Source organism: Achromobacter sp. JUb104 (genome assembly GCF_024806975.1).
Lineage (GTDB): Bacteria > Pseudomonadota > Gammaproteobacteria > Burkholderiales > Burkholderiaceae_B > Achromobacter > Achromobacter spanius.
The window spans coordinates 834,334-851,173 of sequence record NZ_JANUEY010000001.1; the positions used below are offsets into that span (position 1 = coordinate 834,334).

27 protein-coding genes are annotated in these 16,840 nt (G+C 58.9%); 14 read left to right on the forward strand and 13 right to left on the reverse strand.

All coding sequences use genetic code 11. The annotated features are described in order from the left end of the window. Positions 1-50 precede the first annotated feature (50 nt). On the forward strand, positions 51-1,034 hold the full coding sequence (locus tag M2361_RS03800) for a site-specific integrase (RefSeq protein ID WP_259246290.1): 984 nt from the start codon (positions 51-53) through the stop codon (positions 1,032-1,034). On the opposite strand, the gene M2361_RS03805 is transcribed toward M2361_RS03800, so the two are convergent. Together M2361_RS03805 and M2361_RS03810 are read right to left on the reverse strand one after the other, a co-directional pair. Beyond that, on the reverse strand, positions 1,008-1,250 hold the full coding sequence (locus M2361_RS03805; protein WP_104144457.1) for a helix-turn-helix domain-containing protein: 243 nt from the start codon (positions 1,248-1,250) through the stop codon (positions 1,008-1,010). The two genes, M2361_RS03800 and M2361_RS03805, sit on opposite strands and share 27 nt — an antisense overlap. Then, a complete protein-coding gene (locus M2361_RS03810) occupies positions 1,247-1,813 on the reverse strand; it encodes a hypothetical protein (RefSeq protein ID WP_259246291.1) in 567 nt (188 codons plus the stop codon). The genes M2361_RS03805 and M2361_RS03810 overlap by 4 nt, the downstream gene beginning before the upstream one ends. Positions 1,814-1,850: 37 nt before the next feature. On the opposite strand from M2361_RS03810, the gene M2361_RS03815 reads away from it, so the two are divergent. Continuing rightward, positions 1,851-2,504: a hypothetical protein gene (locus M2361_RS03815; protein ID WP_259246292.1), complete on the forward strand. Its 654-nt coding sequence runs from the start codon at positions 1,851-1,853 to the stop codon at positions 2,502-2,504. On the opposite strand, the gene M2361_RS03820 is transcribed toward M2361_RS03815, so the two are convergent. From M2361_RS03820 to M2361_RS03835, 4 genes are all read right to left on the reverse strand, one after another. Beyond that, a complete protein-coding gene (locus M2361_RS03820; protein WP_259246293.1) occupies positions 2,470-3,444 on the reverse strand; it encodes a hypothetical protein in 975 nt (324 codons plus the stop codon). The genes M2361_RS03815 and M2361_RS03820 overlap by 35 nt on opposite strands. 280 nt (positions 3,445-3,724) lie before the next feature. Further along, entirely contained in the window at positions 3,725-3,961 is a 237-nt protein-coding gene (locus M2361_RS03825) for a hypothetical protein (RefSeq protein ID WP_259246294.1), read from the reverse strand. Beyond that, positions 3,958-4,086, reverse strand: a complete 129-nt coding sequence (locus M2361_RS03830) for a hypothetical protein (RefSeq protein ID WP_259246295.1) — start codon at positions 4,084-4,086, stop codon at positions 3,958-3,960. Before M2361_RS03830 ends, M2361_RS03825 begins: the two co-directional genes overlap by 4 nt. 91 nt (positions 4,087-4,177) lie before the next feature. Beyond that, entirely contained in the window at positions 4,178-4,882 is a 705-nt protein-coding gene (locus M2361_RS03835) for a hypothetical protein (RefSeq protein WP_259246296.1), read from the reverse strand. Between the two features lie 327 nt (positions 4,883-5,209). On the opposite strand from M2361_RS03835, the gene M2361_RS03840 reads away from it, so the two are divergent. Beyond that, on the forward strand, positions 5,210-5,554 hold the full coding sequence (locus M2361_RS03840) for a hypothetical protein (RefSeq protein ID WP_259246297.1): 345 nt from the start codon (positions 5,210-5,212) through the stop codon (positions 5,552-5,554). A gap of 45 nt (positions 5,555-5,599) precedes the next feature. On the opposite strand, the gene M2361_RS03845 is transcribed toward M2361_RS03840, so the two are convergent. Together M2361_RS03845 and M2361_RS03850 are read right to left on the reverse strand one after the other, a co-directional pair. Then, entirely contained in the window at positions 5,600-5,848 is a 249-nt protein-coding gene (locus tag M2361_RS03845; RefSeq protein WP_259246298.1) for a hypothetical protein, read from the reverse strand. Between the two features lie 22 nt (positions 5,849-5,870). Beyond that, complete coding sequence (locus tag M2361_RS03850) at positions 5,871-6,581, reverse strand: hypothetical protein (protein WP_259246299.1); 711 nt, start codon at positions 6,579-6,581, stop codon at positions 5,871-5,873. Positions 6,582-7,606: 1,025 nt separating this feature from the next. Between M2361_RS03850 and M2361_RS03855 the strand changes: the two genes are divergently transcribed. Beyond that, the gene (locus tag M2361_RS03855) at positions 7,607-7,777 is read left to right on the forward strand and encodes a hypothetical protein (RefSeq protein ID WP_259246300.1); all 171 of its coding nucleotides are present in this window, start codon (positions 7,607-7,609) and stop codon (positions 7,775-7,777) included. Between the two features lie 42 nt (positions 7,778-7,819). On the opposite strand, the gene M2361_RS03860 is transcribed toward M2361_RS03855, so the two are convergent. Genes M2361_RS03860 through M2361_RS28985 form a run of 3 tightly spaced genes read right to left on the reverse strand, consistent with a single transcriptional unit; the run spans position 7,820 to position 9,540 of the window. Further along, positions 7,820-8,146: a hypothetical protein gene (locus M2361_RS03860; RefSeq protein WP_259246301.1), complete on the reverse strand. Its 327-nt coding sequence runs from the start codon at positions 8,144-8,146 to the stop codon at positions 7,820-7,822. Beyond that, positions 8,143-8,478 carry a hypothetical protein gene (locus tag M2361_RS03865; protein ID WP_259246302.1) on the reverse strand — a complete coding sequence of 112 codons (336 nt, stop codon included), beginning with the start codon at positions 8,476-8,478 and terminating at the stop codon, positions 8,143-8,145. Before M2361_RS03865 ends, M2361_RS03860 begins: the two co-directional genes overlap by 4 nt. A gap of 9 nt (positions 8,479-8,487) precedes the next feature. After that, entirely contained in the window at positions 8,488-9,540 is a 1,053-nt protein-coding gene (locus M2361_RS28985; protein WP_310508889.1) for a S24 family peptidase, read from the reverse strand. Positions 9,541-9,622: 82 nt separating this feature from the next. Here M2361_RS28985 and M2361_RS29035 point away from each other — a divergent pair, with 82 nt between their 5' ends. Further along, positions 9,623-9,895 (forward strand): YdaS family helix-turn-helix protein, encoded by a 273-nt coding sequence (locus M2361_RS29035; protein ID WP_404976258.1) that lies wholly within the window; start codon positions 9,623-9,625, stop codon positions 9,893-9,895. 68 nt (positions 9,896-9,963) lie between these two features. On the opposite strand, the gene M2361_RS03880 is transcribed toward M2361_RS29035, so the two are convergent. Then, entirely contained in the window at positions 9,964-10,449 is a 486-nt protein-coding gene (locus M2361_RS03880; RefSeq protein ID WP_259246303.1) for a hypothetical protein, read from the reverse strand. 83 nt (positions 10,450-10,532) lie between these two features. Then, positions 10,533-10,979: a hypothetical protein gene (locus M2361_RS03885; RefSeq protein WP_259246304.1), complete on the reverse strand. Its 447-nt coding sequence runs from the start codon at positions 10,977-10,979 to the stop codon at positions 10,533-10,535. Positions 10,980-11,033: 54 nt separating this feature from the next. Here M2361_RS03885 and M2361_RS03890 point away from each other — a divergent pair, with 54 nt between their 5' ends. From M2361_RS03890 to M2361_RS03930, 9 genes are all read left to right on the forward strand, one after another. After that, on the forward strand, positions 11,034-11,477 hold the full coding sequence (locus tag M2361_RS03890; RefSeq protein ID WP_259246305.1) for a phage regulatory CII family protein: 444 nt from the start codon (positions 11,034-11,036) through the stop codon (positions 11,475-11,477). A 26-nt stretch (positions 11,478-11,503) separates the two neighbouring features. Next, on the forward strand, positions 11,504-11,779 hold the full coding sequence (locus M2361_RS03895) for a hypothetical protein (RefSeq protein WP_259246306.1): 276 nt from the start codon (positions 11,504-11,506) through the stop codon (positions 11,777-11,779). Beyond that, positions 11,772-12,077 (forward strand): hypothetical protein, encoded by a 306-nt coding sequence (locus tag M2361_RS03900; RefSeq protein WP_259246307.1) that lies wholly within the window; start codon positions 11,772-11,774, stop codon positions 12,075-12,077. Before M2361_RS03895 ends, M2361_RS03900 begins: the two co-directional genes overlap by 8 nt. Positions 12,078-12,109: 32 nt before the next feature. Next, positions 12,110-12,559 carry a DUF1364 domain-containing protein gene (locus M2361_RS03905; RefSeq protein ID WP_259246309.1) on the forward strand — a complete coding sequence of 150 codons (450 nt, stop codon included), beginning with the start codon at positions 12,110-12,112 and terminating at the stop codon, positions 12,557-12,559. After that, complete coding sequence (locus M2361_RS03910) at positions 12,556-13,386, forward strand: YdaU family protein (protein ID WP_259246310.1); 831 nt, start codon at positions 12,556-12,558, stop codon at positions 13,384-13,386. The genes M2361_RS03905 and M2361_RS03910 overlap by 4 nt, the downstream gene beginning before the upstream one ends. Continuing rightward, positions 13,370-14,071, forward strand: coding sequence for a hypothetical protein (locus tag M2361_RS03915; protein ID WP_259246311.1), 702 nt, complete (start codon positions 13,370-13,372; stop codon positions 14,069-14,071). Before M2361_RS03910 ends, M2361_RS03915 begins: the two co-directional genes overlap by 17 nt. Continuing rightward, the gene (locus M2361_RS03920; RefSeq protein ID WP_259246312.1) at positions 14,068-14,490 is read left to right on the forward strand and encodes a hypothetical protein; all 423 of its coding nucleotides are present in this window, start codon (positions 14,068-14,070) and stop codon (positions 14,488-14,490) included. Before M2361_RS03915 ends, M2361_RS03920 begins: the two co-directional genes overlap by 4 nt. After that, a complete protein-coding gene (locus M2361_RS03925; protein ID WP_259246313.1) occupies positions 14,490-15,131 on the forward strand; it encodes a hypothetical protein in 642 nt (213 codons plus the stop codon). The genes M2361_RS03920 and M2361_RS03925 overlap by 1 nt, the downstream gene beginning before the upstream one ends. Positions 15,132-15,321: 190 nt before the next feature. After that, a complete protein-coding gene (locus tag M2361_RS03930; RefSeq protein WP_259246314.1) occupies positions 15,322-15,666 on the forward strand; it encodes a hypothetical protein in 345 nt (114 codons plus the stop codon). Positions 15,667-16,840: the final 1,174 nt, after the last annotated feature.

Below are 16,840 nucleotides of genomic sequence, written 5' to 3' on the forward strand. Positions count from 1 at the left end.
TCAAGAATTCGCAGCTTCCGGCCCCATCCTGGCCCCATCTCAGGCCCCACATGGCAAGCATCCAAAAGACGGCAAAAGGGTATCGGGTCCAGGTCAAATTATTGGGCCAACGCGATAGCCAGGTGTTACCCACGCGGCGCGAAGCCGTCGAATGGGGTGCTAGGCGTGAGGCGGAAATCCGCGACAAGGCCACAAAACCGGCCGGCGACTTGCACACGTTGCGCGAAGCGTTGCGAAAATACAGCGATGAGATTTCACCTCTCCGAAAGGGCGAGCGGTGGGAGCAGGTTCGCCTGGCCGCCTTCGAAAGCTACCTTCTACCCTTGGACCTTCCGATATCCAAGGTCACGCCGCAGCACGTTGCGGCATTCCGGGACGCGAGAAGCAAAAAGGTTGGCCCCTCGTCCGTGCTGCGCGAATTGAGCCTGCTGGCGTCCGTATTTGAGGCCGCGCGCCTTGAATGGGAGTGGGTTGACCTAAATCCATGTCGGGGCATCAGAAAGCCACTTAAGGGCAAGCACCGCGAACGGACGATACATATCTGGGAGATTCGAAAGATGCTCCGCGCGATGGGGTATGACCGTCGCGCCCGCGTTGCCAGCATGGGCGAGGCCATCGCACATTGTTTCCTTCTGGCGCTTCGCACTGGTATGCGCGCCGGCGAGCTTTGCGGCCTGACCTGGGAGCATGTCTACGACCAGCATGTCCACCTTCCAAAAACAAAAAGCGACCGTCCGCGTGATGTGCCTCTATCCACGCGGGCGGTCGCAATTCTGAAAAGAATGCAAGGGTGGGACGACAATCTGGTGTTCGGCGTCAAGTCGGCTTCGCTGGACGCACTGTTTAGGAAGTACCGGGGGCGCGCGGAGGTGGAAGGATTTACCTTCCACGACAGCCGCCATACCGCAGCAACGATGATTTCCAAGAGGATTGACGTGCTGGACCTGTGCAAAATGTTTGGATGGACCGATCCGAAGATGGCGATGGTTTACTACAACCCTCACGCATCAAGCATTGCTGCGCGATTGGGTTAGATACCGACGGAGTTCCGCGCCGGTAATACGCCCGTCCACCGGGCGAATCTTCCCTTCGAGAATGCGCTTTTGCAGCGTGTTGTAGCTGACGCCAAGGCGCGTGCAGGCATCTTTCAGGTGGTAGCACACCATGTCCTCAATTGCGTAGTTCGCGCCGATCCTTGCGGCTTCCACCAGCATCTGTTGAAGTTCGTGCTGTTCAAGTGTGAGTGTCATTGACGTCCCTTGCTTCTTACGCCGTCTTTGTCTGCCTCGGCTTGTTCGGCCCGCCAATTCCGGTAGCGCTCCAGGCTTCCCTTAGCGCTGGCGGTCGGCGGCGTGATGCCCTGATAGTTGTCCAGCCACGCCTGCACCTCGCCGCCTGACCACATCTTGCGCAGGTAGGAGGGGAATAGGATGCGCACCGCCTTGCTGGCCTGGGGCGCGGCAAACGCCAGCTCTAGGCTATAGCCCTTCGCGCGCATTTCTGCCTCGTCGGGCGGTGCTACGTTGCGTGTGTCGCGCCAGGCTGTCGCCCCGGGCGTCGGCAGCGTCCAGAGGGCACGCCACGCCACCGGCTGCGCCTCCCCGGCTACAGGGGCGCGCAGCGCGGACAGTGCCTTGTGCGCCTCGTAGATGAGGAGGGTCAAGCCGTTCTCGCCGCCGTGCAGGCCGATCCATTGGTAGAGGCGGGCGCCGACTGCTTCGATGCTCTGGTAGCCGTACTTCTGGATGACCGCATTGACGTACTCGTCGCTGAGCGGGCGGGCGGCGGGGGCGGTGTGGTTTTGGTCGGTCATGATCTAATTCCGTTGGGTATCTGACGGCGAGGTCGCGATGTTGCTTGTTTTATGGTTTCTCGGTGCTGGTTTCGCCGGGGTAATGTGGGGAATCGTGATTGCGTCGCTAGACACATCGGTCAAATGGTGGGAAGCCCTGTCCGCAATTGGCACTTGTGCCACTGCGTTTTTGGCTATTGCTGTGCCTTGGTGGCAGAACCGTGATCGTCGGCGAGAGGGCGTCCAAAGTCGAGAAATGCTCAATTGGGCTATGGCGAATGAAACGGAACAGATCGCTCGTGCGCTAGAGGGGCTAATTTCCAATTGGCAAGATAACGGTAGGACGCCCACTGCTGAATCGATGGCCCCCATTCATAATCGGATCATCGCCGCGAAACAGAGGATCGCGGACGCATTCGGCATCAACATGCTCAGCGATCTGGCGCAGGTGTTGGCCGAAGTTGAGCAAAAGACCAAAGACCACCGAAAAATCGGCTCGTGTACGGACAAAGACTTCTATCAGGACATCAAAATCAGAATCCGTATGACGACGGAGTTCATTCATCACTGGATGAGGCAGATTGCAGAACGGGCGAACGCGGCTGGCCTACTATTGACGGCGCATGGAGTCACTGACGTGCCCAAAGCTGCGCCCATGAGATCGCTGACGGGTGCGTTCATGCGGTGGATTTCTCCTGATCGAGTGCGATAAGGGCCTGGGTATCGGGGGCGGCTTGCTGGGCGTCCTTGGCGGCCTTCTCGGCGCGTTTGGCGCGGACGGTCTCGACGGCGCCATGGGCCTGGAACAGATCCAGGAGGGATGCGGCCGGGATAGTGATGGTTTCGCTGGCTACGCGGCCTTTCTGGATATCTAGGAGGGTGGCGCGCTGGTTGGCGTCCAGTCCCTTGATGAAGGCATCAACGCCGCTGATGAGCGGGGACACGACCTTGCGGGGCAGGGGGCGGCCCTTGATGTCACCGACAGTGGTCTTTCCCCGATTACGCAGAAACTCGCCGGCAGCCTCGCCATATTTTTCGACTGCGGCAATTGCTACGGTGGGCTTGACCAAGTCAGCCAGGATGAGGTCATGAACGTCGGTATTTGCGTTCGCCAGCGTCAAGAGCTTGCCGACCCACACGGAAGAGACTCCTTCCTCGGCGGCGATGCGTTCGCAGTCCCACTTGAATCGCGCCAAACGTGCATAGCCGAAGGCGGTTTCCAGAGTGAGCAGGCCCTGGCCTTTCGAGCTTGAAATAACGCGCTTCGTCCGCTCGGCATCGTTGCCTTCGAACGCAACGACGTCGATCATCACGAAGCCTTCCTTGTCCTGGAGCGGAGCGCCGGCAGCAATTGCCCGCCCGATGTTCCTGTGTCTGCGGTGGCCGTCAACGATCCACACGCCACCCTCGGCGCGGGGGCGAACCTCAAGTGCGGGGTACTGCCCCCCGGCCATGATGTGCCGAAACAAGCTTTCCTCGGCCGCTTCTGCCTGCTGGCGCAGCTTGCCGCCCAGGCGTTCTATGGGGGCGCGGAGATTGAATCCGGGTTCCACGTGCAGATCCTCATACCGGACCTGCATTGCGTGGGCGCGCTTGATTTCTTTATTGAGGATCTTTTGTCGGAACGACACGGGGGCGCTGAAATCGGTCATGCTGGCACCTTGAGGGACTTGGGGCGGCGGCCAGGCCGCTTTCCGGAGGGTTGGAGAGGATGGCGGCGGCCTTCCCAGATGTTGCGAATGGTCTGCGGGGTTACTTGGTAGCAATGGGCCAATTCAGTGCTGTTAAGCGCTCCTTTGACGGACCGGATGAACGCGACCTCCAAGCGGGTAAGCGGCTTGGGCTTCGAATCAACCCAGCGGAATCGGCTGCGCGGGATAGGCAGCTTGGGCACCCAGCCGGCGCGATCCCGCAAAATGAATTCGATCCCGTTCATATCGCGAAGCTCAGGAGCCAGCCGAGGATCGGGCGCCCGAAGAGGACGAATCCCGCGAAGCCGACACCGGCGGCCCATGCCCACACAGCGGGAATGTCCGCGTCTTTGTTCCAATTGCCTCGGCCTGCGTGGTCACGTGGGGCAATGAGGTTGGTCAGCTTGCACACGGCTTGCGTGATGGACGGCAGCTTGCGGCGGCGCGCGGCAGGCGCGGTTGCAGTGATTGCGTTCATGTTGCTTTCCAAGGATCGGCCGCGACATAGCGGCGGTTGAGGTATTCGCAGGCGGGGACCAGGGCCACCGCCGCCAAGGCGAGCAGGGCCAGGCCCCACCAGATGGCGGGAATATTCGTAGGCATGGAGATCTGCGCAGAATTGCGCGGAGGTTAAGCGGTGGCGGGCGACCGGAGAGGCAATCGCGAGTGTGGCGCGCCGCCGCTGTGCATAGTTTCAGTTAAGCGAAGTTTGCTGCGTCAGCGCTGCACTTATGTTGCTGTCGTATGGCAGCAAAAAGTTCCACTCTTGCGTAGCCGTGCACATGTCGAATTTGTCCCCCCATTTCAGCTCGGGAGTGGGTTTGTATGGCGTCGTCGTGGTGTAGGAAAACATGAGCTTTCCCGATTTACCTGTGGAGTCACGCCATTCGCCGATACTCGAGAATGCCGGACGATTCTGCGGATCACGGACATGCCCTTGGATAACGATGGTTCCATTGGGCTTGCCTCGATGGCCGAAACTGGCAGTCCTTCCGTCTCTTGCGAAGCGGATCTCGCCCCATACTTTGCCGCCGCTCAGCACTTGTGAGCCAAGGAGTTTTTTGATCTCCTCCGCCTCGCCTTCCGAAAGTCTGAAAGGTTTAGCGCCGAGCAAAAATTGTGACGATTGATCTGCGAAGAAGTCCTTGGTGTATTCGTCGTATTTTGGCGGAAGGGTTGGGTACGGTAATAGAGGGGCGTATAGAACTAGGGAGACAAACAACGAAATGGGTGAGACGAACTTTGGAATTGAACCCCAGCTTTCTGGCAATTTCGGAATCTTTAGAGGTCCGATCTCGACCCCTCCTAGCCACGGTGCGATAGCGACGACGAACAACGTCGTCGACACGATACCTGAAAAGGCATCGGGCACGCCCATCCACGCGTAAATGCTCTGCATTGCGTACTCACTTTGTCAGCAACACCTCTTTTCTTGGGCAGAAGATAGTCAATGCGGTGGAATTTGTCTTTACCTAGAATTGACTACGTGGCGGTGCGGCCTGAGTGACATTTTGAGCGTGGAAATGCGGTGGTTTACCTGTTGATGGCATTGCCGAAGTTGAGGATGTCGATCAGTTCTTCGATGAAGCGGATGAGCATGGTGACCATGGGGAAGCTCCTGGTAGATGCGCGCCTTGACTAAGGCTAGGTGGGTTACAAAATGCTATAAACAGGATTCCGTGGTGGGTTGAGTGCCACGTCCTGCCGAATCAAGCGAGATCAAAAAATGAAAAGCGTTTTGGCGAGTGTCGCCGTGGGTTTGCTGGTGCTTACCCAGGTGTCCATTGCCGCTGAGGTCCGCATCCCGCGAAGCATGCCGGGTGATAAGGGCAAGTATTACTTGCTGGAGAAGTCCACGAAGGGTGGAATCATCACGGCCGTTGCGAGGCGAGACGGTGTCGACAGCGTTGTTTTTACGCGCACCGAGACTAACTGCAAAGCCAGAAAGATGCGTGTGTTGGGCGAAAGCGAAACCTCGATCCGGGACATCAACAACACCCCGTCGAATTGGTTTGATCTCGTCCCAGGGTCGAGCAAAAGTGACCTTTTCAACTATCTATGCAAGAAGTGATCACTCGGTAAGCGGCTCCGCACGCGTGGCATGAGCGGGGGGCTGTCAGGCTTCATCCTGGGTGCCGCGTTGAAACTGTCCAGGCATCCATCCGTCCCATAGGTCGGACGGCTCGGGATAGTTCAGCATCGCGGCGTAGCATTCCGGATGCATGCGGTCGGATTGGGGGCCGTCCTCCCAGATGTACGAACGCGCCTGCGCCCGTTCCCCGGCTTCGATGCGCTCAGCGCACCAGCCGCATTTATGCGGCTTGCGCACCTTCACTTCCTTGTTCGAAAGTTCGCGGTATTCCACGTCATTTCCTCAGTGCAGGGGATCAGTCGTCGTACTGCTCGGAAGCAGCCGATTCCACGTCGTCCGCATCCATGTCGAATTCGAGGCGCGTGCGGCCGACGTAGAGGGCGAGCAGGGTGGCTTCGAATCCGCCAACAGCATTGGGTAGGCTCCCAGGAGTGATTTGCTTGCCGCCCAGCTTCATCGAGTAGCAGCGGCCCTCCTTATCGAAATCAAGTCTGTAATCTGCGGCGTACTTCTTGGTCTCGCTGGTCCCGGTGCCGTAAAGGCTCCCTTTGTTTTTTTCGCGATCAAGGTAGATGTGCGAGAACCCGTACTGTTGCTCAAACAGCGCGTAAAACGCCTCGCGTTCCTCGACGTGCAAGCCGTGTCGCGCATCCTCCAACAGCTGGGACAGCTTGACCGTGGCGGGTACGTCGGGCATCACGCTAGCGACAGCCTTCTCCAGCGCGGTGTTTAGCGCGGCTGCGTTCTGGCCGTGAACCGCATTGCGCAGAACTTCATTCAATACGTGCTGGAACTTGGCGACATCGGCTATTTCGATGCCGTGGGGCAGTGCGCCAGCAAATTGTTCCTTGATTGCGGTGCGGAAAGTGCTGCGGTAGCCCGTGGCGTCATCAATGGCGTCGGTGATGGCCCCAATGATGTGCTTGTCCAGAATGGGCTGGAGCTTTTCGGGGGCGAGTGCCTGTGCCAGTGCTGCTTCCAGGTCGATGCTGATCTTTAATTCCATGGGGCGGTTCCTTTGCGCGGGCATGCGCTTGGGTGTGGGAGAGCTTCGGTAAGCGCTGACTTGCAGCGCTGACCGAAACCCGCTTTTCAGCCGCTGGTTACACTCAGGCCGAAAGCGACTTTTGGGAGTGGATGTGCACTTAAAGCTATTTGCGGCGGGGGTTGCCCTCGCCGTCTGTTCGTCGGCGTTTGGCGCTTCGGTTAGCACGGAGGACAGGAAGGCATGCGCTGTTACGTCCAGTCTGGGGAAAACCGTAATGGAGGCACGGCAGGCTGGTATGCCTATGTCGGAGCTGATGGACCTCTTTTCCAAGCCTGACAGAGCGGACGATGGAGAATTGAGCAGAGCTTTGGTGGAATGGGCCTTTGAAGAACCAAGGTATTCCACCGAAGCGGCTAAAGAGCGAGTCATTAGAGACTTTGAAAACGAGGTGTATAGAGCTTGCTATCAAAGGGCTAAGGAACGGTCCCAGCGGAAGTAAAGCTCGCCGGGGTTATCGTCGCCACGCCCGGCTGGGCGTTGCTTGGCAGTTGAAGCCCAAGCACACAGGGTCCGGGGGCGTGCTGGCGCCTGGTTGTCCTGTTTCGCCCTTCCTCCCTCTCGGGGGCGGGCGGCCTAAGTTGTTAAAGAGCATGCTGCCGTCCTGCTTCCCGTGCCCACCCGACTTTGTCGCGGTAACGTCCTCTCGCTGGGATACGAGGCCGAGGGCTTCTTGCGGCGCAGTGTTTGCAACGCGTAGATGAATATTAGGCGTCGCCTAATTTATTGTCAATAGGCTATGCCTAATTATTGAGGCGTGTGGGTGCTCGCGTGAAGTACGAACGCGCTAACAGCAGACCATCATGAGGAAGTTTGGAAGCGCAGCTTGGGCCATTGCGCTTCCCGGCGGGCTATGGGCACCGGCGGGTTTCGGGCAGACTGATGCGAACGCCCGAAATCAGAGATGCATTGATCTTGCAGCCGCACACAAGGTTGTGGCCGGCTCGAGGAACGTTAGGATTTACCCAGATCAGGCGCATGCCCAGATGAAGGCGGACAAGTCTTTCAAGTTCTCGGAGACCGAGCTGAAGGGCATCGTCAACAATGTGTACTTCGGTGGCGCTAGCGACATCGGCCACCCAATGGCGGTCTATAAGGCGGTCTACGATTCGTGCATGCGGGGCGGCCCAGATCCGCGCTGGAAGCCGCTGCAATAAAAAAGCCACCCGGAGGTGGCAATTCCAAAAACACGACACTAGCTATGCTAGCCAACCAAATCCCTTCGCCATTAGCCCCGCTAAGCCTAAAGCTACAGCGATCAGCGCGCCAAAAAGCAACCGAAAATCGGTACGAGCGTCCGAACGGATCCCCCGAACCTCAGTCTTCAGTTCGGATATCTCGCGCTGGATGTAATCCACCGACGCTTCCAATTTGGCTACACGCGCTTCCATACCGCCATTATCCCCTCCGTTTCCATTGGCGGCAATAGGAGGTGCTGGCGGGCCACCGGTGTTCGGCAGCGGTGCCTGCGCCTTTAAGCGGTCAAGTAATTGCCGCGTCTCCTTCACATCAGCCGATTCAATCATGATGCGTCATCACCTTCTTTTCCCGGAGGAGACAGCGATTCAGCCAACAACTGTCTAACCAAAGGGGCGATTGCGTCTGCGCGGATAGTGTCTGAATTGGTTCTGACGGCTGCTTCTAAAATAGGCACTACTCCCGAACCAAAGTCGACTATGGCCTGCCGGAGTTTCATGTATTCACGCGCCAGCACTTTTTGGGATGCGTGTAATTTCTGATACTGACTAATTAGGCGACTTAGGTCGGTCTGCTGGGTTGGATCGTTGCCTAGATCTGCGAAGATCTTTTGCATGTCTTCGTAGGTGGGGCGATCGTTCGGTTTGGAATTTTCATTCATATCTAGCGCCTAGCTCCGCAATAACCGCTCATCCACGCCGTTCCTAAGGTCGTAAGGCGACCAAAGGATGTGACCGACTATCCGCACGTCCTGACCGTTGTCCAGCTTCAGGGGGAAGGGAGGGTGCGCGGGGTTCAAGGACTTGGCTAGTAGCGTTCCATCGCGCTCTCGTTGGATGCATTTCACTACCATCTTGCCGCCTAAGTTGATCGCGTACACGGTGCGTGAGTCGATCTTGCGAACGTTCGTTATCGGTTCTTCGAAGAACAGCATTGGCCCTTCATTGCGAATTACCGGCTCCATGCTGTCGCCATCCGCATAGACGATCTTCATGCGCTCGATGGGCAGCCTGAACGATTCCAGGAAGGATCGGCGGAACAAAATTCCGCCGATTTCCGTCTCGTGGTAGTTCTCGATACCCAGACGCCCGGCAGCCAAGCGCACGTCCAACTCAGGGATCGAGAGGAATTCTTGATCGTTAGCCGAATAGCCGGCATGCGGCACGTGGCCCACATTTGGCATCTGATTGAGGCGGAGCGTGGCGCCGACCTCTCGTGCCGCAGCGCCGCGTTCCCAATGTTGGGAATCCGAGCTGGCCCGCATCGGGAATTCGTCACTCGCGTTGTCCATGTTGATCAGGCGAGATGCGGCCTTTGGCGTCTCGGTGACCTTCACGCCGAGCTTGAGCTGGGCAATCACTACCGCGAGCGCACCTTGCAACGCATTGATGTGGGCCGGGGGCAACGCCCGCACATCTCTCTCCGAAATGTCTGGGAAGGGCCAGGGCTGGGGCTCAGGCGCCGTCGCTTCTGGCGTCGCTGCACCCATGTCGGGCCACGCCTTTAGCCCCCAGTGGTCAGGACCAACCACATCCGAGAAGTAGCGCCATAGTTCCGGAAGCTTGTCCTTCGATATCGACCCCTTCTTGATCCAGTCATGGATGGAGGGAGGCTTCACATTGAAATGGCGTGCGATCGCAGCCTGCGACGCGACTGCGCCGCTAGCAATCTTCTTTTCAATTGCCGCTTTTATCGCGGCGCCTAGGTCAGTTCCATTAAGCATTGCCTAACTTTCGCCTTGTGGTGCCGCATTAGGCAATTCCTATTGACATTAATTAGGCGTCGCCTAATAATGCGGCATGGACATGAAAAAACGACACGAAGCCCTATCCCGGGCATGCGATGTAGCCGGCGGTCAGGCGGCGCTCGCTCGAATTCTTCGGGTCACTCCCGTCAGCGCTCATGACTGGGTTCATCTGAAGCGACCGCTACCTTCCGAACATTGCCCCCTAATCGAAGAGGCGACGGGCGTGCGCTGTGAGGAACTACTGCCTACGTTCCGATGGGACGTGCTTCGTAAATCTGCGCGCCGGCTCAAGAAGCGGTTGGCGGAAAGCGGCGGGGCGAGGGCGGCATGACATCAATGCACGCATCCAATCGTGTTCGGCTGTCGCTCGGCGGGAGCCCTCCCATGCATAGCCGCTGCCTAAAACGAAACCACTGTCGCACGAGCGCTGGGTGCGGATTGGTATTCGGTTTTGCATTCAGGGCACGCGAGCTTCGAATGCCAGCCGTATGCGATCTGGAGTACCGCCTTCTTACCAAGGTTGTCCATGCAGGGTTGGCAAAGGCTGTGCGGTGGCTCTCCATTTGCGGCCGATTCCTTCAGGCGAAGGACGAACGTGCCTGGATGGATTTCTTTCATCTCATATCGGTCCCTGTCAGTCGCTTGCTTTTCCAGCTCAGCGACACGTTGGCGAAGAGCGCGGCATTCGTCTTCCGCCGAGCGTTCCGCCTGGGCGCTCGCAAACAGTTTCTGTTGGAGGTCCAGACAGGAGTTCTGAACCTCGATCAATACCCGTGTGATTTCCTGCTTGGCGTCGGAGATCTTGCGCTCATCTCGTGCACTGAGTGCGTTTTGCGCCAGGCCGATGGCGGCGCTGAGGCTGCTGAAGGCGGAAGCAATGTCCATGGTGCCCCTTATGTCGGGAGTCAATGACAGCATCGGCTCGACATCCGGGGGCGCGGAGCCTGATGCGAGAAGCGAATTTCTTGTCAGTGCGTCGGCCCTGGTTGGCCTTGAGGAAGCTCGCTTTCCAGCTTCTGAAGTGCCGACTGCATTTGCTCTATCAGGTCTCGAAGCTGCCCAGGCGTTAAAGCGTAGTGCCGGCCGGGGTTGGCCTCTTCCGGGCGTTGCATTGGATTCGTCAGGAAATCGAACTTGATTACCGCCAAGCCAAGTTGTGGGACGGGTCCAGCCGTCCAATTCGCGACAGGGAAAAGCGGAATGTTTTCAGCCATGGTCAGCCCCCTCCAATAGGGGCGAGAGTTTTGTGTGAGAGCAACCATTCTAAGGGGCTGACCACCCATTTTCAGGAGAGAGCGCATGGACAGCGCGACGACGCCGGCCCAGCCGGCACCGCAGCCGGCGGCACTGGCAAAGCCTAGCGACAAGATCCAGATTGGACCGCTGGACGTGTAGGGCGCTTGTTGTTTTTCCATGCGGCGAATCGTAAAGCCGCTGCTTAGCAATAGATACGTTCAGGAATCGAAGAAATGAACATCACCACTGCGGCCGATCTGACGGTGCATGAATACAAGGGCGGCAGCGAGTCGCTGGGTCCGCTGGTTGGGATTTCGGCCGCCGTGCTGCGCAACAAGGTCAACCCGAACAACACCACGCATCACCTCACGCTTGCTGAAGCTGACCGTGTTGTGCGGATGACGGGTGACGCGCGGATCTTGGCCGCGTTTGCGCACAGCAACGGCTATCTGCTGGTCAAGGCACCCGACAACTGCGCTGAAAGCGACGTGTCCGTGTTGGAACAGGTGGCCGCGCTGATGGTCGCCCACGGCTCCTTTGGTCAGGAGGTCTACGACGCTTTGGCAGATGGAGGTGTCGATCAGCAGGAAATGATGCGCGTGAATGCGGCCGGCCGTGCCTTGATGGAAGCGGTGGCTGGTGTGGCTCGTCGCCTTAGCGGGATGGCCGACCAATGATGCAGCGTGGAACTTCTGGTGTACCCGTGCGGGCGCGTATCGCGTCCACGGAGCGTAAGGGGGCGGCGCTGTCGCGCGCGGCTGCAATGATGTGCAACGGCGCGAAGTTTCAGCGGTGGGTTGTTTCCCGCGTTGGCGCCGCCCCCGATGGCGTGTCGGCCCAGCAGCACGCCGCGCAGTTCGTCCGCGACGTGTGCGGTATCACCAGCCGCGCGGATCTGGACCACAACGCCGAAGCGGCCACGTTGTTCCATACAGCGGTTCGCATCCCGTTCGTAGATTGGAGCGGGATCTATGGCTGACTGCTTGCACATGTTCCGGGGCTACCGCGTGCCGTCTGCGACCGTGCAAGCGGTCAAGCAGGCCATTATCGACACCCAGCGCCGCGTCGATATCAAGGCGCTGCAGGGAATCGTCCAGCCCGCCCTGGTGGCCGTGGACCCGTGGCCCAGCACATCGCGTGCTGATGCTGCCGCTCTTGCGGTTCAGTCGTTCCTGTTCGACGCGACCCAAGCAGGATTGGTCACCCGGCGTATGAACGGCTGGAAGTTCCCGTACTGGTGGCGGGTCAAAGCTGCATCGGGGGCGGGATGTCGTTGACGCGCCGTACGCCCCTGAAGAACAAGACCCCCATGAAGCGCAGCGCGCCGATGATGCGTGCTGCGCCGATTCGGACCACCCCAATGCCGCCGCCCCGTGCCGCCATCAAGGCGCGCAAGAAGCGCAAGAAGAAGCCCAAGACCGTCTATCGCAACCCCGCTCTGTTGGCGCTTGCCAAGGGCGAGGAATGCCTCACGCGGGTTCCAAGCTACTGCTGGGGCGGAACTGAAAGCACGGTATCGGCCCATTCGAATCGGACGCGAGACGGCAAGGGGAAGGGCATCAAGGCTCATGACTGGGCCATCGCGTTCGCCTGCGGCGGTTGCCACTTCTTCCTGGACCAGTCCAAGGCTCCGAGAGAAATGAAGCTGAGCTATTTCATCCCTGGATTGCGCCTTACGCGCCAGCGAATCATCGACCTGGGCAAGTGGCCCGAGGAAGCGGAGCGCGGCTTTCAAGCGCTCTATGGAGTCACCGAATGAACTACTACAGCCACAACATCGGCGACTACGCCCAGGCCACGATGCACTTGAGCCTGGTTGAAGACGCCATCTACAGCCGCCTGCTGCGTCGTTACTACGCCGAGGAACAGCCCATCAAGGACGATCTGCCACAGGTCTGCCGGTGGGTGGGGGCGCGCAGCGAGGAAGAGCGCGCGGCTGTGCCGATGATCCTGCAAGAGTTCTTCGAGCTTGTGGATGGGGCATGGCGCAATAAGCGAGCGGATAGCGAAATCGCCGCGTACCAGCAGAAGGCGAAAACCAACCGGGATAACGGGAAGGCGGGCGGAAGGCCCAAAAAGAAACCCAACGAAACCCAGTCGGTTTCTGATGGGTTGCCAGAAGAAACCCAAACGGATGCGAAAGCAAACCCAGTCGGGGGCCAGCAAGAACCCACTCGTAACCCTAACCAAGAACCAAGAACCAATAACTATTCCGTTCCTAGCGGAACGGGCGGCACGCCGCCGCAGCCGCCATCAGCCGTAGAGAAGATTTTCGCCTTGGGCCTGCCCTTGCTGATCGCTGCCGGCCAGCCCGAGAAGCAAGCCCGCTCCATGCTGGGCATGTTCCGCAAGGGCCACGACGACGCCGACATCGTGCGGGCCATCCAGCAATGCGTGGACGACCAGGCCATTGAACCGGTTGCCTACCTGCAACGTGTCCTGCGCTCCGGTGCAGCACGGCCCAGCCGCCCGCAGAGCGCGGCCCAACGCCGGGCGTCTTGGAATGAAGAAATGGGCGCGTCGCTTTCGCAAGGCGTGCCGCAAACCGAAATCGACATGGGGATCATCGATGTCACAACTCACTAATCCGACCGCTGGCAATGGCATTGGCGATCTGGTGGTCGCTGAATTGCGCCTCATGTACGGCACGAAGTTTGCTCAGGCGTGGGAAGGGCTCACACCTCGCGAGGTCAAGCAATCTTGGAATCAGATGCTGGCCGGCTTTACCGAAGCCGAGGCCCGCGTGGGCATCGTTGCATGTTTGAGCCGTGACTGGCCGCCCACGCTGCCCGAGTTCATCCGCTTGTGCCGCCCCTGGATGACGCCCGAGGTTGCGTTCCATGACGCAGTGGCCGGAATGACCGCGCGCCGCCGTGGCGAAATTGGGAACTGGGCGCATCCGGCGATTTACTGGGCAGCGGTGGCCGTTGGTACGCATGATTTGCTGAACTGCGGCTATGCGGTGCTGAAGGCGCGGTGGGAACGGGCATTCGGTGACGAGATGGCGCGCGGCCAATGGCACCCGGTCCCCACGCCTGCGGCCGCCTTGCCCGCGCCGGGTGCTACCCAAGCCACGCCGGAAGAAGCGGCCAAGGCACTGAAGGCGATGGGGGCGGGCGCGATCCTGAACGAGTCGGGACGCGACCCCCGCCGAGGGGCAAAGCGCATTCTGGACGCTGTGAAGAAGGGCGGCACGCAGTACTCGCCCACGGTGATTGCCATGGCGCAGGCCGCGATGGACGCTTACCCCGACCAGGGGGCGCGAGCATGAGCGCAATGGCACGCAACAAAGGCGCGTCGTATGAGCGCAAGGTGGCCAACATGCTGACCGAGGCAACCGGCAAGGTTTGGCGGCGGCGCGTGCGCAACGCGGTTGGTGATAGCGATGTGGTGGCGGACGATCCGGCCTTCGCGCGCATCAGCATCGAATGCAAGCACGCCAACACGCTCTGCTTGCCCGCATGGTGGCGTCAGGCGCAGCAGCAGGCCGGCGAACAAGGCGTACCGGTGTTGATCTACAGGCAAACCGGGGCGCGTGGCGAATCGGTGATGGTCGATGCCCACGACGTGAACCCAAAGATTTTTCCTGTCCGGGGGCGGCACACCGTAATCCTCGGATGGGAAGCGGCAATGCAATGGATGCGGGAAATGCTGCCCGCGAAAGTGACTTATTCCCCGGGGATTATCTGATGACCACCTTGACCCTTTCCCGCCTGGCTTCGACCCCGGTCGTGGAGGCGAAACCCAGCCGACTGTTTGCGACCGCTCATGCGGCGCTGACCTTCGCCTATAACCACACCGACCAGGTGTATGACAAGCCCATGATGGCTCGCATGGCGCGGGCGCCGTCAGAGGGTAAGGGCTTGGGCGGCACTGACGGGGCAGGGCAGGCCGCCTTTGTCTTCGGGGCGCTGGATCCGTTGCCCCGCCTGTACCGAGCCATCCTAGTTGCGCGCTTTGTGCCCCGAACGGACCGCTGCAAATGCTGCCAGGGCACCGTTGATCGGCATGATTGGCTCGCGGCGGTACGCGAAATCTCTGACGCGGCTGCGTGTGGTGCCTTGTCGGCGCATCCGACACCGCGTGTGCTGCGTGACGCGATTGTGGCGCGCTACTTTGGCAAGGATGTGAAGCTGTCAGATGCCGCCGAACGGGCGGGCGTCAGCGCCGCGACTGCAACCAACCACAACGGGAAGATCAAGCTTTGGCTGTATGGCACGCGGACCACGAAGCAGAAAGGTGGCGAACGCAGCGCGGGCCAGAAGGGAGTCGAAGCGCTGGCGATGGAGCACGCGGCGGATCTGCTGTCTGCAAAAGGCCTTTGTGATTGAGATCTTGCGAGGTTGAATTTTCTCTGCTAAAGTTCGCCCTGTTTAGTCACTTTGAATAAGTGCGTACATAGAAAGCCCGCCAGCGAAAGCAGCGGGTTTTTTCATTGCTGACGGGTTTTTTTTACTTCTGACCGCGCTCATATCGAAGTATCTTCAATGCTCCTACTTGGAATTCCTCGGGGATGTGAGCATGAAAATGAAAGTGAGCAAGTTCGGGCGCGCCGCCCTCCTAGCATGCGTTCTGGTTGTGCCTGCGATACAGGGGTGTGCGACAAATACTGACCCCCGCGTTGCGGCGGCGGTGGACGACAAGCCCTTCTATACTTGGTTTAACGGTCTGGTGGACCAGATCAAAGCAGACCCGAACTACAAGCGCATGCCCATCGATACAGAAGCCGAGGCGAACCAGTTTATGGTGGAGTTGCACGACGCTTACCGACACCGAATCTCCAAGAAAGACTTCGCCGCGCTCCAAAATAGTCGATATCCTAACCATCAAAACGAAGTTTCGTTCATCGTATCGAGGCTTCCATAAACGGCGCTATGTCTTCCGATTGACAGCCGTTTTGGCTTTAAATGCCCGCCAGCGAAAGCAGCGGGCTTTTTGCATTTCTAGCGGGCTTTAGTTGGGGTCGGTGAGGCGACAGGCAACTGCGAGAAGAGTGGTGCCATCCGATAGCTGGTAATGGTTTTGACCCATCCAGGACACAGCACTCCCGTCTTGCAGGCAACAATAAAAAAACGCCTGCTCCCCATCGTCGCAAGGCAGCGATCGGCATCGGCGCTCAATAACGTACGTGGTTCCATTTGGGCTTACCGCAATCAACTCGGTAGTGCGCTTTGTGTAGACCGTATGCATGGCACGATTCCATTTGACTAGGTGGCCGATCCCGCCCCGTCCTCATTTGGTCACTCTGACGTATGACGGTCAATACGTCTTTAGCCCACATCCGCCGCCCTCGCGGGGCAGGGATTAGGGTTTGTCCCAGATTTGCGGGCACGCTCAAGGGGAGCTACCGGCCTTCCAAGCCTCATACGCAGGTTCGATCGGGCCAGCCCGCTCCAGGGCTAATTCCAAGACGAGTGCGTGCCCACGGCCTTGGCGATCTTCCCATCGGGCATTTTGTAGATTCCTTTGCCAAGCCATCCGACTGGCTGCCCATCAGGGAGGCAACAGTAGAAAAATGCATCCGGTCCTTCGTCACCGGTCAAACTTCTACATCTTCTCTCGATACGGTAGGTTGTTCCGTCTTCAGCCATTGCAATTACTGCAATCAAGCGCTTGTTGTGATTTGCCGGCACTCGCTCGCTCCTTTTTAAACAGGATTTAGTCTTCGAGTTTCGCCCGGCACGGTGGGTTTGTGAATCGGACTTTTGGTCTCGTCCGGTCCCAATCGAACGAAGCCCCGATACGGGTCGTCCGGTCGGGGCTTTTGCATTGCCGCTGAAGAAGACGGCGACAGCAGGAGAATCGCGAGTCCCTGACTAACAGCCGAAACACGGGGTAAGCAGTAATCGACCCAAGGCTGACGCACTTATACAGGCGGCGGCCAGGTTACATGGAGATTCTCAAGTGGCAAAGCCGATCATTCATCAGGGTTCTCCCCGACTGCCAACTAAATTGCGTGAGTAATAAAGTGCGTCACACGGTCAGAGGGAGCCGCCATGAAGCAAAGAAAGTCGCTGAGAGTATTGTCCGCAGAAATCGG

What these genes read in the sequence shown, in the direction of transcription:
- M2361_RS03885 (WP_259246304.1), bottom strand. Translation starts at nt 10,979, where the DNA reads ATGGAAAAACAACAAGCGCCCTACACGTCCAGCGGTCCAATCTGGATC.
- M2361_RS28985 (WP_310508889.1), bottom strand. Translation starts at nt 9,540, where the DNA reads ATGCTTAATGGAACTGACCTAGGCGCCGCGATAAAAGCGGCAATTGAA.
- M2361_RS03820 (WP_259246293.1), bottom strand. Translation starts at nt 3,444, where the DNA reads ATGACCGATTTCAGCGCCCCCGTGTCGTTCCGACAAAAGATCCTCAAT.
- M2361_RS03905 (WP_259246309.1), top strand. Translation starts at nt 12,110, where the DNA reads ATGAAGCGCAGCGCGCCGATGATGCGTGCTGCGCCGATTCGGACCACC.
- M2361_RS03890 (WP_259246305.1), top strand. Translation starts at nt 11,034, where the DNA reads ATGAACATCACCACTGCGGCCGATCTGACGGTGCATGAATACAAGGGC.
- M2361_RS03910 (WP_259246310.1), top strand. Translation starts at nt 12,556, where the DNA reads ATGAACTACTACAGCCACAACATCGGCGACTACGCCCAGGCCACGATG.
- M2361_RS03800 (WP_259246290.1), top strand. Translation starts at nt 51, where the DNA reads ATGGCAAGCATCCAAAAGACGGCAAAAGGGTATCGGGTCCAGGTCAAA.
- M2361_RS03865 (WP_259246302.1), bottom strand. Translation starts at nt 8,478, where the DNA reads ATGAATGAAAATTCCAAACCGAACGATCGCCCCACCTACGAAGACATG.
- M2361_RS03805 (WP_104144457.1), bottom strand. Translation starts at nt 1,250, where the DNA reads ATGACACTCACACTTGAACAGCACGAACTTCAACAGATGCTGGTGGAA.
- M2361_RS03850 (WP_259246299.1), bottom strand. Translation starts at nt 6,581, where the DNA reads ATGGAATTAAAGATCAGCATCGACCTGGAAGCAGCACTGGCACAGGCA.
- M2361_RS03930 (WP_259246314.1), top strand. Translation starts at nt 15,322, where the DNA reads ATGAAAATGAAAGTGAGCAAGTTCGGGCGCGCCGCCCTCCTAGCATGC.
- M2361_RS03810 (WP_259246291.1), bottom strand. Translation starts at nt 1,813, where the DNA reads ATGACCGACCAAAACCACACCGCCCCCGCCGCCCGCCCGCTCAGCGAC.
- M2361_RS03880 (WP_259246303.1), bottom strand. Translation starts at nt 10,449, where the DNA reads ATGGACATTGCTTCCGCCTTCAGCAGCCTCAGCGCCGCCATCGGCCTG.
- M2361_RS03835 (WP_259246296.1), bottom strand. Translation starts at nt 4,882, where the DNA reads ATGCAGAGCATTTACGCGTGGATGGGCGTGCCCGATGCCTTTTCAGGT.
- M2361_RS03915 (WP_259246311.1), top strand. Translation starts at nt 13,370, where the DNA reads ATGTCACAACTCACTAATCCGACCGCTGGCAATGGCATTGGCGATCTG.
- M2361_RS03920 (WP_259246312.1), top strand. Translation starts at nt 14,068, where the DNA reads ATGAGCGCAATGGCACGCAACAAAGGCGCGTCGTATGAGCGCAAGGTG.
- M2361_RS03815 (WP_259246292.1), top strand. Translation starts at nt 1,851, where the DNA reads ATGTTGCTTGTTTTATGGTTTCTCGGTGCTGGTTTCGCCGGGGTAATG.
- M2361_RS03925 (WP_259246313.1), top strand. Translation starts at nt 14,490, where the DNA reads ATGACCACCTTGACCCTTTCCCGCCTGGCTTCGACCCCGGTCGTGGAG.
- M2361_RS03840 (WP_259246297.1), top strand. Translation starts at nt 5,210, where the DNA reads ATGAAAAGCGTTTTGGCGAGTGTCGCCGTGGGTTTGCTGGTGCTTACC.
- M2361_RS03825 (WP_259246294.1), bottom strand. Translation starts at nt 3,961, where the DNA reads ATGAACGCAATCACTGCAACCGCGCCTGCCGCGCGCCGCCGCAAGCTG.
- M2361_RS03860 (WP_259246301.1), bottom strand. Translation starts at nt 8,146, where the DNA reads ATGATTGAATCGGCTGATGTGAAGGAGACGCGGCAATTACTTGACCGC.
- M2361_RS03900 (WP_259246307.1), top strand. Translation starts at nt 11,772, where the DNA reads ATGGCTGACTGCTTGCACATGTTCCGGGGCTACCGCGTGCCGTCTGCG.
- M2361_RS29035 (WP_404976258.1), top strand. Translation starts at nt 9,623, where the DNA reads ATGAAAAAACGACACGAAGCCCTATCCCGGGCATGCGATGTAGCCGGC.
- M2361_RS03855 (WP_259246300.1), top strand. Translation starts at nt 7,607, where the DNA reads ATGAAGGCGGACAAGTCTTTCAAGTTCTCGGAGACCGAGCTGAAGGGC.
- M2361_RS03830 (WP_259246295.1), bottom strand. Translation starts at nt 4,086, where the DNA reads ATGCCTACGAATATTCCCGCCATCTGGTGGGGCCTGGCCCTGCTCGCC.